The 13,504-nt window shown below is 57.0% G+C and carries 12 protein-coding genes; 7 read left to right on the top strand and 5 right to left on the bottom strand.

The window, feature by feature from the left end; translation table 11 throughout:
* Positions 1–21: 21 nt before the first annotated feature.
* Positions 22–411 (bottom strand): hypothetical protein, encoded by a 390-nt coding sequence (locus H6G53_RS06140; RefSeq protein ID WP_099533415.1) that lies wholly within the window; start codon positions 409–411, stop codon positions 22–24.
* Between the two features lie 111 nt (positions 412–522).
* Here H6G53_RS06140 and queA point away from each other — a divergent pair, with 111 nt between their 5' ends.
* The 7 genes from queA (at position 523) to H6G53_RS06105 (ending at position 8,080) form a co-directional block, all read left to right on the top strand.
* Positions 523–1,692, top strand: coding sequence for a tRNA preQ1(34) S-adenosylmethionine ribosyltransferase-isomerase QueA (queA, locus tag H6G53_RS06135; protein WP_190531499.1), 1,170 nt, complete (start codon positions 523–525; stop codon positions 1,690–1,692).
* A 521-nt stretch (positions 1,693–2,213) separates the two neighbouring features.
* On the top strand, positions 2,214–3,218 hold the full coding sequence (locus tag H6G53_RS06130) for a rod shape-determining protein (RefSeq protein WP_099533332.1): 1,005 nt from the start codon (positions 2,214–2,216) through the stop codon (positions 3,216–3,218).
* Between the two features lie 397 nt (positions 3,219–3,615).
* A complete protein-coding gene (gene mreC, locus H6G53_RS06125; RefSeq protein WP_190531497.1) occupies positions 3,616–4,485 on the top strand; it encodes a rod shape-determining protein MreC in 870 nt (289 codons plus the stop codon).
* Positions 4,486–4,539: 54 nt separating this feature from the next.
* Complete coding sequence (mreD, locus tag H6G53_RS06120; RefSeq protein WP_190531495.1) at positions 4,540–5,112, top strand: rod shape-determining protein MreD; 573 nt, start codon at positions 4,540–4,542, stop codon at positions 5,110–5,112.
* A 115-nt stretch (positions 5,113–5,227) separates the two neighbouring features.
* Positions 5,228–6,169, top strand: a complete 942-nt coding sequence (locus tag H6G53_RS06115; protein WP_099533335.1) for a glycosyltransferase family 2 protein — start codon at positions 5,228–5,230, stop codon at positions 6,167–6,169.
* A gap of 159 nt (positions 6,170–6,328) precedes the next feature.
* Positions 6,329–7,429 (top strand): tRNA 2-thiouridine(34) synthase MnmA, encoded by a 1,101-nt coding sequence (gene mnmA / locus H6G53_RS06110; protein ID WP_099533416.1) that lies wholly within the window; start codon positions 6,329–6,331, stop codon positions 7,427–7,429.
* Positions 7,430–7,585: 156 nt separating this feature from the next.
* The gene (locus tag H6G53_RS06105; RefSeq protein ID WP_190531493.1) at positions 7,586–8,080 is read left to right on the top strand and encodes a molybdenum cofactor biosynthesis protein MoaE; all 495 of its coding nucleotides are present in this window, start codon (positions 7,586–7,588) and stop codon (positions 8,078–8,080) included.
* Between the two features lie 70 nt (positions 8,081–8,150).
* On the opposite strand, the gene opcA is transcribed toward H6G53_RS06105, so the two are convergent.
* The 4 genes from opcA to H6G53_RS06085 form a co-directional block, all read right to left on the bottom strand.
* A complete protein-coding gene (gene opcA / locus H6G53_RS06100) occupies positions 8,151–9,464 on the bottom strand; it encodes a glucose-6-phosphate dehydrogenase assembly protein OpcA (RefSeq protein WP_099533337.1) in 1,314 nt (437 codons plus the stop codon).
* A gap of 136 nt (positions 9,465–9,600) precedes the next feature.
* Positions 9,601–11,130, bottom strand: coding sequence for a glucose-6-phosphate dehydrogenase (gene zwf / locus H6G53_RS06095; protein ID WP_099533338.1), 1,530 nt, complete (start codon positions 11,128–11,130; stop codon positions 9,601–9,603).
* Between the two features lie 163 nt (positions 11,131–11,293).
* On the bottom strand, positions 11,294–12,346 hold the full coding sequence (gene fbp / locus H6G53_RS06090) for a class 1 fructose-bisphosphatase (RefSeq protein WP_190353909.1): 1,053 nt from the start codon (positions 12,344–12,346) through the stop codon (positions 11,294–11,296).
* Between the two features lie 402 nt (positions 12,347–12,748).
* Complete coding sequence (locus tag H6G53_RS06085; RefSeq protein ID WP_099533340.1) at positions 12,749–13,042, bottom strand: RNA-binding protein; 294 nt, start codon at positions 13,040–13,042, stop codon at positions 12,749–12,751.
* Positions 13,043–13,504 lie beyond the last annotated feature (462 nt).

Raw genomic sequence — 13,504 nt, 5'->3', positions numbered from 1 at the left:
GAAAAGACAATAGCCTCTTCATCAAGCAAGGGTTGCGGGGCAGTAACCCAAACCAGCAATAAATTGCTTGCAGAATTCCTCTATTTCTTCCTTGTCCGGACGACCGTGGGAAATGACGGCTACCTGATGACGTTCCATGACGGAAATAGGAGATTGACCCAATTCAAGGCTCCAGAGCACAACTTTGAGCTGCGGCGAGGGCAAGTAAGGCGAGCCTAATTCTTGCAAAAAGGCTTGCAAATCGAGATGAGCTTTGGAAATGAGCGGCGAAAACAACTTGAGACGCAAAATCCATCCATCAATCTGATGGAGAACGGTGACAAATTGCAGAGAGGAGCGCCAGGAGGTGCTGACATGCTCGATCGCTCGGAGCGTTAGACTGGCGTTGGCGAAGCGGTAGAGGTATTCCATGGCCCGAGCTTGGATTTCCAAGCGATCGATACATTTAATATTCTCTCAAGATTTACGTTTCTTGACTTAAAATCTTAAGCGATTCTTACAAAACGTGACTATTCCCTTTTTATGGGATACATCAACGACCCCGATCGATCGCTGGACGGCTATCACTACGAGCTACCCAATGATCGAATTGCCCAAAATCCGCGAGAACCCCGCGATCGATCGCGATTGCTGGTGGCCACCTCGCCCCACGAGATTGTTCACCGACAGTTTCGCGATTTGCTGGAATTCTTAAGACCCGGCGATCTGTTGGTGATGAATGATTCTTCCGTGATTCCAGCTCGGCTCCATGGCCACAAGGCCAGCGGAGCGGCGGTGGAAGTGTTGTTGCTGGAAGCGCGATCGCCCGATAGCTGGCTGGCCCTGGTGCGGCCTGGCAAGCGACTGCTGGTGGGAACCCAAATTGAATTTGACCCACCGCCCGGCATGGCACAGGCGAATCCGACAGCAGTTCCGACAGCAACTCCGACAGTCGCCAAACTATCGGCTGAAGTGGTGGCCGTTGACCGGAACACGGGGGGCCGCCTGCTACGGTTTCAGTTGCCGCCAGGGGTCAACTCTCTGCTGGAAATTCTGGATGCTTGGGGCGAAATGCCGCTGCCGCCCTACATTACCGATTCGGCGGCCCCGCCCGATCGCTACCAAACGGTTTATGCCCGCGATCCCGGTTCGGCGGCGGCTCCCACGGCCGGCTTGCACTTCACCCCAGAATTACTCGATCGCCTGAGTGCCGCTGGTGTGGGGCGGGCTTTCGTGACGCTGCATGTGGGCGTGGGAACGTTTCGGCCCGTGGCCAGCCCAGATATCACCGCCCACAAAATGCATGAGGAATGGGCCCTGCTGTCCGAGGAGGTGGCCGAAAAAATTCGGACGACTCGGGCCAATGGCGGTCGGGTATTTGCGGTGGGCACAACGGCGGTGCGAACCCTGGAGTCCGCCGCACGCCATGGCCAAGTGGAAGCGTTTTGCGGCAAAACAGATCTGTTTATTTATCCCGGCTATCAATGGCGGGTTGTGGACGGTCTGATCACCAATTTCCACTTACCCCGATCGAGCTTGATGATGCTGGTGGGGGCTTTTGTGGGGCGGGCCCGTCTCTTGGAGCTATATCAGGCTGCCTTGGATGCGCCAGCGGATCCCTACCCCGATCGCTACCGGTTCTACTCCTTTGGAGATGCCATGTTGCTGCTGCCGGATGCTTGCATCGCCCCCCGTTTCGAGACTGAGGACTAATCAACGCTAGACTGGTGGCAAGACCAGTCCAGATTCGGCAGCTATCTCCTCATCCCATTCCAATCTCTGCCTGAGCCGGTTTTTCTCCAACGCCCTGTCAATTCGTTTGTTTTCCCATTCCTTGTAAACCTAGGGATTCCCGGCCAAAATCTCCTCCCAAATCCCTAGGCCAGCCGAAATCTCAGGCCCAAATCTTCAGGAAAGCTGGTTGCAAATCCATCAGGATTCGCCCCCATACTCCTTGGAAAGATCCAGAGAATCCAGCGCATAACTTACCGGATCGCCACTGATCGCCACACACCATGCCATCGCTTCTTTTAAATAGCCTGCCTGCAACTGAGAGGAGGGTTTCAACGGCCCGGGCGATCGCCCAACTCAGGGATAGACGGCTGGTACAAAACGTAATAGAATCCAGCTCGACTGTCACCGGTACAGTCATTTTTGGCGAAGCAACTTCAGTTCCTGACCTTGTGGGGGCTTAAAACGTGGGTCTTTTTAATGGCTTCTCCTTGTCTCGGGATATGGGCATCGACCTCGGGACGGCCAATACCTTGGTGTATGTGTCCGGCAAGGGCATCGTGCTCCAAGAGCCGTCCGTCGTGGCGATCGATCAAGACAAGCGAGTCCCCCTAGCGGTTGGCGAAGATGCCAAAAAGATGTTGGGTCGAACGCCCGGCAACGTCATGGCCCTGCGGCCCCTGCGTGACGGGGTAATTGCCGACTTCGACACAGCGGAGTTGATGCTGAAGCACTTCATTCGGCGCGTCAACGAAGGCAAAGCCCTGGTGCCACCCCGGATCGTGATCGGAATTCCGAGCGGCGTGACCGGCGTGGAGCGGCGAGCCGTCATGGAAGCGGCACACCAAGCCGGAGCCAGAGACGTTTACTTGATTGATGAACCGGTCGCAGCGGCGATCGGGGCCGGTCTGCCCGTGGCAGAACCCACCGGTAACATGATCGTAGACATCGGCGGCGGCACAACCGAAGTTGCCGTTCTCAGCTTGCAGGGGACGGTGTTGAGCGAATCCGTGCGCGTGGCGGGCGATGAACTCAGCGAATCCATCACCCAATACATGAAAAAAGTCCACAACCTCGTCATTGGGGAACGGACAGCGGAAGAAGTCAAAATCCAAATTGGCTCTGCCTACCCCAGCAACGAAGATGACGTGGTGTTGGAAGTGCGCGGACTGCACCTCCTGTCCGGTTTGCCTTGCACCGTTGCCGTTAAACAGGGCGAAGTGCGCGAAAGCATGTCGGAGCCGCTGTCGGTGATTGTGGAAGCCGTGAAGCGGACTTTGGAACGAACCCCGCCGGAATTGGCCTCAGACATCATCGATCGGGGAATTATGCTGGCGGGCGGCGGCGCATTGCTCAAGGGCCTAGACACCCTGATCAGCCATGAAACGGGCATCGTGGTTCACGTGGCTCCCGATCCGCTGAGCTGTGTGGTGTTGGGAACCGGTCGCGTTCTCGAAAACTTCAAACAATTAGAGCGGGTCTTTAGTGGCAGCTCGCGTAATCTCTAAGACCGACTGAAACACCTGACCTCCGCTAAGGTGGAGGTGCAGTTCAAGCCTGCGTTGCATAGCTTGCCTCTGCGTTGCATTGTTTAAGTTCGGTTTGCATTCAGCCTGAGCCTGTACTGTTCAGCTTCTGTCGTTCAGCTTGCATTGCTCAGCCTGCACTGCACTGATCTTGGCTGACCCCAATTCACCGTTTCCTTAACCGGTATCGATTGGCCCTTACCAACCACCGTTCGTCATGGCCAATCACGGGTCGCCCATCTTGGTTAGACGGAAGTAGCCCGGAATGCATCACCGCAGATCCTGGAGCCAACCCGCCAACAAACCCCTTAATTTCAGGATTAATCAGCAACTTTCGTGGGCAAGCAAGCCACTCAATTTCTAGAACGGAGCGCTGGTCGTGTATGACGTTCGACGATGGTGGGGGCGCAATTGGCTAAAGGCAGTCCTAGCCGTCGCTGCACTGGGCTTAGCCCTTGGTGTGCGACAGAGCCGGGCCGGTTTTTTGGTGGAAGCCTACCGGGCCTTGACGTTGCCCCTGCACCTGGGAGCACCTTCTCAAAGTGACCTCGCGGATGCCCGAGTCCGTGAACTTCAGCAGCGGCTTGAGGAGGTGGAGAGCCGCAATGCTCAGTTGCAAACCCTGCTGAATTACCGTAAAACCCTGCCCGTGGAGGGCATTGCATCGCCGGTCATTGGCCGCAGTGCCGATCGCTGGTGGCAACAAATTACCTTGGGCCGCGGCACAGCCGATGGCATTCAACAGGGGGCGATCGTCATGGCTCCCGGGGGCGTGGTGGGCCGTGTCACGGCCGTGACTCCCCACACCAGCCGGGTGCTGTTGGTTAGCGATCCCGGCAGCCGCATTGGCATCTCGGTGACCCGATCGCGCTATATGGGTTATCTCCGGGGCAAGAGCGATCGCACGGCAACGGTGGAATTTTTTGACAAGTTGCCCGATGTGAAACCAGGCGACGCGATCGTCACCTCTGCCTACAGTCAATTCTTCCCAGCGGGCTTGCCGATCGGGCGCATCGTCGCGATCGACACCAAGAAATCCCTCGCCCCGGAAGCCGTGGTGGAACTATCCGCTCCCCTGAGCACGTTGGAATGGGTGACTGTCTTGCCCCATAACCCAGAACTCTTTCAGCAGTTCCAGGAACCCGCCCCCGCAACGCCCAGCGGATCGGGGAACCCCAAGCCTAACCCCAATTCCGGAACCAACCCAGCACCCAAGCCGCCCGCAACGCCCCGCGCATCGGCCAACTAACCCACCCTTAATTAGCCCACCATTGATTCGATCGGCATGGTTGCCGTCTAGGCCTTGAACGGAATCAAGCAAAAACCCCAACTACGCGATATTCTCGATCGCTACCCTGTGCTGGTGCAGGTGGCGATTAACGTTGCCGTTTCGGCCGGCTCCTTGTTACTTTGCGCTGCCCTTACGCCGCTGCGGCTACCCGGACTGGAACTACTGGGGGTAGGCGTTGACTGGCCCCTCATTTGGGTCGTGAGCTGGAGTGTGGGTCGCCCCTGGTGGGTGGCCATCTTCGGCGGCGTGGTGGCGGGCCTGCTTCAGGATGGGATGACGGAGTTTTGGCCCAGCCATGTTTGGGGGTTGGCCCTGGTGGCCCTGCTGACGGCCCGCATCCACCAACGGGCCAACACGACAGCCTGGGTGATGATTCCCCTAACCACCTTTGTTTTGGTGGCGGTTTCGGAAACCACGATGGCGGCCCAATTTGCCTATCTCTACGGTCGCGACGCGGGCGATGTGTGGGCGCTGCATCAAAAGGTCACGCTTTGTTCTGCGATTCTCAGCAGTTTGTGGTCGCCGGTGGTGTCCTGGCCCTTGGGGCGTTGGTGGCGGATGATGGAATCCTTGGGCAATCGTTGAACCCCAGCCTTCTCTTCCAGAATTTCCCCCTCCTTAAGCACCCCCTTTCCAAGCCCCCCTTCTACAATCAATCCTAGAAAGCAATCAACCATAGATCCCGGTCTTGCCCCCACTTGTGTTTATTAGTGTCATCATTCCAACTTATAACCGCTTGCCCATCCTCCAAAAGTGCCTGTTGGCCATGGAGCATCAGCGGTGGCATGGCCCCGACCTGATCGCGGGCTATGAAATCGTGGTGGTGGATGATGGCTCGACGGATGGCACGGTGGCTTGGCTGTCGGAGTCGCGCGATCGCCTGCCCCATGTGCGCTTAATTGAGCAGGATCATGGCGGGCCCGCTGCGGCCCGGAACCGGGGCTTGCGGGCGGCCAAGGGAGACACAATCGTCTTCATTGACAGCGATTTGGTGGTGCTGGAGGATTTTTTGCAGTGCCATGCCCAAGCGCTGGCGGCGGCTCAGACTCGATCGGGTGGTGATGCCTATTTCACCTACGGGCGGGTGGTGAATACTTGCAATTTTGATGATCCCACCGCTGAACCCTTCAAGATCACGGATCTTTCCCGTGCCTTTTTTGCAACGGGAAATGTGGCGATCGCGAAGCATTGGCTCGATCGCGCGGGGGCCTTTGATGAGCGCTTTACCCTCTATGGCTGGGAAGATTTGGAATTGGGGGTGCGGCTCAAGGCCTTGGGCGTGCGCCTCATTCCCTGTCCGGAAGCCGTGGGCTATCACTGGCATCCTCCCTTCAGCCTCGATGAGATTCCGGGCCTGATTCGGCGGGAAATGGAACGGGGCCGAATGGGCATTGAGTTTTATCGCAAGCATCCCACCTGGAATGTGCGCTTGATGATTCAAATGACCTGGCTGCATGTGGCCCTGTGGGGGTTGCTGTCCTTGGGCGGCCGCTTAAACGAGCGCACGCTTCGCCCCCTGTTGCAGTGGTTGATCGATCGGGGTCGGCCGCAACTGGCCCTGGAAGTGGCTCGGGTTTTCCTCAACTGGTACAACGTACAGGCGGTTTATCGGGCCCGATCGGGCGTGGAAGTTGCCCCCTAACGCCAGCAATTGCCAGGCAACCAGACCGCTACGGCCAGGAAAATTCGTCCGGAATTCGCCATTTTTTTGGAGTCGGTCTGGATCCGCAAGATCCGCGATCGCCCATATCATAGGAAACGCCCCGTTGAAAACACCCCTTGGGTCAGCTTTCGTCGCGCCATGAGCAACGCCACCCTCCATTCCAAAGTCGCCGTCGGTTTGTCCGGTGGAGTCGATAGTTCAACCACGGCCGTGTTGCTGAAAGAGCAGGGGTTTGAAGTCCTGGGTGTCACCCTTTGGTTGATGCGCGGCAAGGGCCAATGCTGCTCGGAAGGCATGGTGGACGCGGCCCAACTCTGCGAAAAATTGGGCATTACCCACCATGTGGTGGATATTCGCGACACCTTTGAAAGCTACATCATCGATTATTTGGTGGATGGCTACCAAAGCGGCACCACACCGCTCCCCTGTTCCCAATGCAACAAGGCGGTGAAGTTTGGCCCCATGTTGCGCTATGCCCGCGAGGAGTTGGGAGCCGATCGCATTGCCACCGGTCACTATGCCCGCACGGACTACGACCCGGATCAAGGGCGTTATCAATTGCTGCGGGCGCTCGATCGCAACAAGGATCAATCCTATTTCCTCTACGACCTGGATCAGGACGTGTTGGGCGCGGTGCTCTTTCCCCTGGGGGAATATGACAAGGCCCAAACCCGGGAGTTTGCTCGCAAGTTTGGGCTGCATGTGGCCGACAAGCCCGAAAGCCAAGACCTGTGCCTGATTGAGGCCCATGGTTCCATGCAGGCCTTCCTCGACAAGTACATCACCCCCAAGGCGGGTGAGATTGTGGATCTCGATGGCAAGGTGTTGGGCCAACACGAAGGCATTCATCACTACACGATCGGGCAGCGCAAGGGCATTGGCATTTCAGCGCCGGAACCGCTTTACGTGGTGGCGCTGGATGCGGTGCGAAATCGAGTGGTGGTGGCCACGCGCGATCGAGCCACCCGCCCCAGTTGCACGGTCAGCCGTGTGAATTGGGTGTCGATCGCCCCGCCCCGCACCCCGATTCACGCGGAGGTGCAAATTCGCTATCGATCGCCCGCCGTGCCGGTCACGATCGTGCCCTTAGAGGGGGGCGATCGGGTGAAGCTGGTGTTTGATGAGCCACAATTCAGCGTCACGCCGGGTCAAGCGGCCGTTTGGTATCGGGGTGAAGTATTGCTCGGCGGCGGGATCATCGATCGCTTCGAGGACGCGGCCAGCTCAAGCGCCGGTTAAGCCAGTTTAAGGCTGACTTCAAGCTCAGGATAACCGCAAGCTAAGAACGGCTGATGGATCTGTTCTAGGATTCCATCTCGCCATTGGTGTCGATCGTCCAAGGCCAGGCGTTAGGATAGCAGGAGTCGCCGTTCCCGATCGAGCCTGATCAGAGCCATGTTGTCCGTGTCGTCTCCCCTTGCCAAAGCCGCGCCCCTGGCCGACTCACGCGACTCCTTCGCCATTACCTTTGCGCCCCTTTCGCTGGACGCGGTATATCGCTTGGCCGATGACCCAGCCAACGGCGCGATCGTGGTGATGAATGGCACTGTGCGCCAAGAAACAGACGGCAAACCCGTGGTGGCTCTGGATTATCAAGCCTACGAACCCATGGCGATCGTCATCTTTCAGCAAATTGCCGCCCAGATTCGCCAACGCTGGCCCGTGGTGAATCGGGTGGTGATTCACCATCGGATCGGCAAGCTAAAAATTGGCGAAATCAGCGTGCTGGTGGCGATCGGGTCTCCCCATCGATCGGAAGCTTTCGAGGCCTGCCGCTACGCGATCGACCAACTGAAGCACAACGCCCCCATTTGGAAAAAAGAATTTTGGGCCGATGGTTCCAGCAACTGGGTCAGCATCGGCGCTTGCGAACAAACCGGCGACTGTTAGGCCACCGCTAGGCGACCGTGAATCGATGATTGGTCGATCGTTGGTCGATCGTTAGTCGGTCTTTTCTGGGCTACCGCAATTGCAGAATTTTGATGGTGACGGCCATGCTTTCTTCATACAGCACCTCCCGGCCCCAACGCTGAAGCTGTTGGGCCATCAGCAATTCTGCCTTTTGGTCGGGCAAAGCCGTCACCTGCTCGGTGCGGGCCGATTGGGCACTGCCCCCCGCCTCCATCCGCATACAGCCCGTCATTTCTGAGCAAAGAATCGTGGCACAGTCAGCATTGGGATTGGTGGAAGCCAAACGCAGCCCAATCAAATCCCCCGGAATTTCACCCACATCAGCCGTGGGAATGGCGGCCAACTCTGCTTGGATCGATCGCCCGTCACCGCGTTCAAAATCCACATATACCAAGTCATAGTCGCCGCCCGTGGCCCGATAGGCGATCGGCTCCCACCCCAGGCGGCTCGCAAACCACCCGAGGAACATCAACGCTTGGGCCGCGCTGCCTTTTTCGTAATCGATCGAGATTCGATCAACCTCTCCCAGCCACATCCGCCGCTCCGGGGGATCAAACGAAGCCGCCGTCAGCTCCTGCCAAAGGGACAACCGGTGCCAATTCAAATCAGCAATGTAGGTTTCCTGATCAATCAGCGACTGAATTTTCAAAAATTCCGCCTCGGGATCGCTGAAGTAAGACGAATCCAAAATCAGGCAATTGGCTGTTTCCGCCAGCGTTTGGAACAGGCCCTGTTCAGGATTGGGCGTGGCCTTCCACCAGGCAAACTTCGGCAAATCAGGAATCAACAACGACACCACCAAATCGGCAACCCGCTCCAGGGCCTCCTTGGTTCCGCGCAGGGTGATGTATTCGCAGCAAACCAAATTCCGACTCTTGCTCTTTTGCACGGGGCAATAGGCGGACACTTGGGCAGTTACCCCTTCATCGGGCCCCAGGGTGGGACAAAGGGCAATGATCCGAGAAGGATTTTGCGCCGCGATCGCGTCGCTGACGGTGGCCCCGCGCAAATCTAAATTGGGGGAGCGCGTTTGCCCAAAGCTCACGTGGTCTTCGCGCAAGGCCCGCAGGGTGTCCATATCCACGCGCCCGGTTGCCCGAAACCCATAGGCCGACTGGGCCAACTTGATGGCATTACGGGTGTCGGGGCCATGCAACCCGTCGATCGCCCCCTTATAAAACCCCAGGGAACCCAACAACTGCTGAAACTCCTCCGGCTCATAAGCCACCATGCAGAACGTGGCGGCTCTTGTGGCGATCGCCGCATCACCGGATCCCTGACTCAGCCAAATCTTGTTTAACTCTGCCTCAATTTCCCCGAGCGAAATATCCTTGGGGGTTTGGAGTGTAATCGTTGTGGTCATGGTTTGCCTGCTGAGGGATCTGATTGAAAGATCTGGTTGAGGAATCTGCTTGAGCACGCTGAACGACCTACGGTTCAACGCCTGATTTCCGAATTGCCGAGTTGCAACACCTGATTTCGATAACCTCCCGTTCTGCCTAGAGTCGTCGCCAGTGCCGACCGTCACGCTCCAGCAATAACTCCGCCTCCACCGGCTCCCAAGTCCCCGCTTCATAGAGCGGAATCGTTTCCGGCGGCGCAGGAGCATCCCACAGCCCCAAAACCGGCGTGAGGGCCCGCCAAGAAGCCTCCACTTCGTCATCTCGCGTAAACAGGGACTGATCGCCCAACATACAGTCCATCAGCAAACGACCGTAGGCCTCGCCTTGGGATTGGCCAAAGGCACTTTCATAGCGGAAATCCATATCAACCGATCGCGTCTTCAGGGATGCGCCCGGCATTTTTACTTCAAAACGCATCGAGATCCCTTCATTCGGCTGAATCCGCATGGCCAACACATTCGGGTTAGTTTGGCGCGCCGCCGACGGAAACATCAACAGGGGCACTTCCTTGAATTGAATGGCCACCTCGGTCACCTTTTTCGGCATCCGTTTGCCCGTGCGTAGATAGAAGGGCACACCTTTCCAGCGCCAGTTATCAATGCACAGCTTGAGGGCCGCATAGGTGGGCGTGGTGGAAGTGGGGCTGGCCCCGTCCTCTTCGCGGTAGCCCGGAACCGGCTTGCCACGCATCCAACCGCGACTGTATTGGCCCCGAACGGCGCAGAGATCCAAATTTTGCAGGTCTGCGAGCCGGGTTGCTTGCAGCACTTTCACCTTTTCGTTGCGAATGCTGTCCGCATCAAGGGAGTTGGGCGGCTCCATGGCCGTGAGGCAAAACAGTTGCATCAGGTGGTTTTGCACCATGTCCCGCAGGGCCCCGGAAGTTTCGTAGTATCCGGCGCGTCCCTCCAGCCCCACGGTTTCCGCCACGGTGATTTGCACACAGTCCACAAACTGCCGGTTCCAGAGGGGTTCAAAAATGGCGTTGGCAAACCGAAACACCAACAAATTCTGAACGGTTTCTTTGCCGAGGTAGTGGTCAATCCGATAGACCTGTTTTTCGGAACAGACGGCCTGCACGACGCGGTTGAGCTGTTGGGCGGTGGCCAAGTCGCGCCCAAAGGGCTTTTCGATCACGAGGCGTTGCTTGTCGGGATCGGCAAGCATCCCGGCAGACCCCAGTTGCTGGATCGCTTCTCCAAAAAATTTGGGTGCTACGGACAGGTAAAAGACTCGGTTGCCCCGAGTGCCTCGGAGTTCGTCCAGCTCTGCCAGGAAGGTTTTGAGCTTTTGATAGTCTTCGGGTACGTCAATGTTGGCGGGCCAATAGAACAGGCCTTTGGCGAAGTCTTCCCAAAGGTCGTCGCTTTGGGTTCCGCCACCAAATTCTTCGATGCCTTCGCGCAGGTGCTCGCGGAAAAAGTCGTGGCTCCATTCCCGGCGGGCAACTCCGACGATGGTGAGTTCGGGGGGCAGCCGCCGCTCTAGTTTCATTTGGTAGAGGGCGGGTACCAGTTTGCGCTGGGTGAGGTCACCGGAGGCCCCAAAGATAATCAGGATTTGGGGTTCGGGGATGCGTTCTTGCTGAAGACCAACGCGCAGGGGATTTTCTTGGAAGGTCAGCATTGGGGAAAGTGGGATCTGAAAAGGGCGATCGAGGCGAAAGATCGAGGCTGAATGGGGAAGGGGGTTGGGCAGGGAAATCGATGATCACGGGCCGCGGAGGGAAGGCCGAGGGTCGATCGCCCAGTTGGGGTTTTGAGGGGCTGCTGATCTCGATCGTCAGGGGTTAGCCCGATCCCCGCTGTAGCAAAGATTCCACTCGGTTGACTTCTTCGGGGCTGCCAATAATCAGGGGCGATCGGGCATGGAGTCGATCGGGAATCAGATCCATGATCGGTTTCTGGCCGTCGCTGGCCTGGCCACCCGCTTGCTCAATCAAAAAAGCGAGGGGAGCTGCCTCATACAGCAAACGCAGCTTGCCCTGAGGTTTTTGGCGGGTTCCTGGATAAAGAAACACGCCCCCTTGAAACAGAATGCGGTGCAGGTCGGCCACTAAGGCTCCGCTGTAGCGGGAGGAATAGCCGCCCACTTCTCGAAAATATTGAATACAGGCTTGGGTGGCTGGCTCCCACTGGCCAAAATTGCCTTCATTGACGCTGTAGAGCTTGCCACTGGGGGGAATTTTCAGGTTTTCGTGGCTGAGGATAAATTCGCCAAGGCTGGGATCGAGGGTGAAGGCATGGACTCCGCGCCCGATCGAGTAAACCAGCATGGTGCTGGGGCCATAGAGAATGTAGCCAGCGGCCAGTTGCTTGTGGCCCGATTGCAGCAGGTCGGCGGCTTCACCCGTCTCGTCGTTGCCTTCCTGCTGGCGAATGGCGAAGATGGATCCCACATTGAGGTCAATATCAATGTTGGAGGAACCGTCGATCGGGTCATAAAGCAAGGTATAGCGACCGATCGGGCAATTTTCGGGAATGTAATAGGGGTGCTCCATTTCCTCGGAAGCCAAGCGACAAACCAAGCCACTTTGCTTAAACACCGAGATAAAAACATCGTTGGCGTAGAGATCCATCTTTTTGACGGCCTCGCCTTGGACGTTGGTGCTGCCCGTGAAGCCCAGCGCATCTTCCATCAAACCCGATCGGCTCAGGTGGCGAGCGATGAGCTTGCCCGCCAAGGCAATTCGGTTCATTAGGGCGCTGAGATCTTGGGCATCGGAGCCAAAACTTTGCAGTTGTTGCAGCACATGGCGACCCAGCGTGGTGCAATCTCGATCGAGCGATCGCTCCTGGGTCACGACATAACTGGCGGAATCAACACTGGCAGCATCAGCCATCTCAGAACCTCTCGTGACTGACGACGGAACGACAACGAAACATTGCCCCGGGGGTCATGCCTTCAGTGTAGGAACCGATTTCCGAAAAGCTGGGGCGTTTTTAGAGAAACTTCATTAGTTCGTCGTAGTTCGTCGTAGTCCTTTGCAGTCCGTCGCAATTGACCGATGGATGATCCGCTGCGCCCGTTTGTTGGTGTCCTGGCCAGCATTCAACAAACTTTTCAGCCTCTAAGCGATCGCTCAAAACCCAGAAAGATCCAAAAACGAAAGGGGCCAAGTCTCGTAGACTGACCCCTTTTCCAGAAGAGTATTGCTATTTCAGCGGAACCAAGACCTTGGTTCCCCGATCGGGCAATTCTGAATTAGGCAGACTGTTTTCCGCCGCGCTCCATCTCTGAAGACTTAGAACGCGTTATGGAAAAACGAGCGCCCACCGCCACCACCGGAGCGAGGCTCCTTAGGACGAGCCTTATTGGCACGGATTTGGCGGCCCATCCATTCTGCTCCATCGAGTTCTTTGATGGCGTGCTCTTCGGCCTGGTCGCTTTCAAGATCGATGAAGGCGAAACCGCGAATTCGGTTCACTTCGCGGTCGATCGGCAGGGTGATACGCTTAACAACGCCATACTCCGAGAAAACTTCTTGGAGATCCTGCTCGGTAGCGTCGTAAGAAAGATTGCCAACGTAAATCGTCATTTGAGTCCGGAACGGTAAAACAAGCGCGTGAAGTCTTCAGTTCAATTTGTCTCATGAGAACTTGGGTTGGCGGACTGGGACACAGTTCCACAAACTAAATTCCCACGCGGTGCTAGGCCCCAAGTCTATTGAGATTGTGCCTGATCGCGATCGCGCTCAAAACAAAAGAAGCTGAAAGGACATCACCATGATAGCGCCCTAAAGGGGTACTACTGGCGTAAACTTGGGAGTTTATTTTGCAATCCAGGGTAAGTCAGGGGTTGGCAGCGGGTAAATGGCTTGGATTTGGGGGCAAATTGCCCCTTAGCGATCGTTACCAATTGTTGACGACCTTTCCCCCCAATTGTCCGGATCCTTGGTGGCCGTGGGCGATCGCCCCGTTGCTTCCCGCCCGGCTCTCAGCCTCGATCCCCCGGGGATCTCTATCTATCTATATAAAGATCCCCGATGGATAAGGATCCC

It is taken from the genome of Limnothrix sp. FACHB-406, assembly GCF_014698235.1.
GTDB lineage: Bacteria > Cyanobacteriota > Cyanobacteriia > CACIAM-69d > CACIAM-69d > CACIAM-69d.
This window is presented reverse-complemented; position numbering and strand designations above follow the sequence as displayed.

Bases quoted from the DNA above. Each gene is read 5' to 3' on its own strand.
- H6G53_RS06140 (WP_099533415.1), bottom strand. From the start codon at position 411: ATGGAATACCTCTACCGCTTCGCCAACGCCAGTCTAACGCTCCGAGCG.
- queA (WP_190531499.1), top strand. From the start codon at position 523: ATGGGATACATCAACGACCCCGATCGATCGCTGGACGGCTATCACTAC.
- H6G53_RS06130 (WP_099533332.1), top strand. From the start codon at position 2,214: ATGGGCATCGACCTCGGGACGGCCAATACCTTGGTGTATGTGTCCGGC.
- mnmA (WP_099533416.1), top strand. From the start codon at position 6,329: ATGAGCAACGCCACCCTCCATTCCAAAGTCGCCGTCGGTTTGTCCGGT.
- H6G53_RS06105 (WP_190531493.1), top strand. From the start codon at position 7,586: ATGTTGTCCGTGTCGTCTCCCCTTGCCAAAGCCGCGCCCCTGGCCGAC.
- opcA (WP_099533337.1), bottom strand. From the start codon at position 9,464: ATGACCACAACGATTACACTCCAAACCCCCAAGGATATTTCGCTCGGG.
- zwf (WP_099533338.1), bottom strand. From the start codon at position 11,130: ATGCTGACCTTCCAAGAAAATCCCCTGCGCGTTGGTCTTCAGCAAGAA.
- fbp (WP_190353909.1), bottom strand. From the start codon at position 12,346: ATGGCTGATGCTGCCAGTGTTGATTCCGCCAGTTATGTCGTGACCCAG.
- H6G53_RS06085 (WP_099533340.1), bottom strand. From the start codon at position 13,042: ATGACGATTTACGTTGGCAATCTTTCTTACGACGCTACCGAGCAGGAT.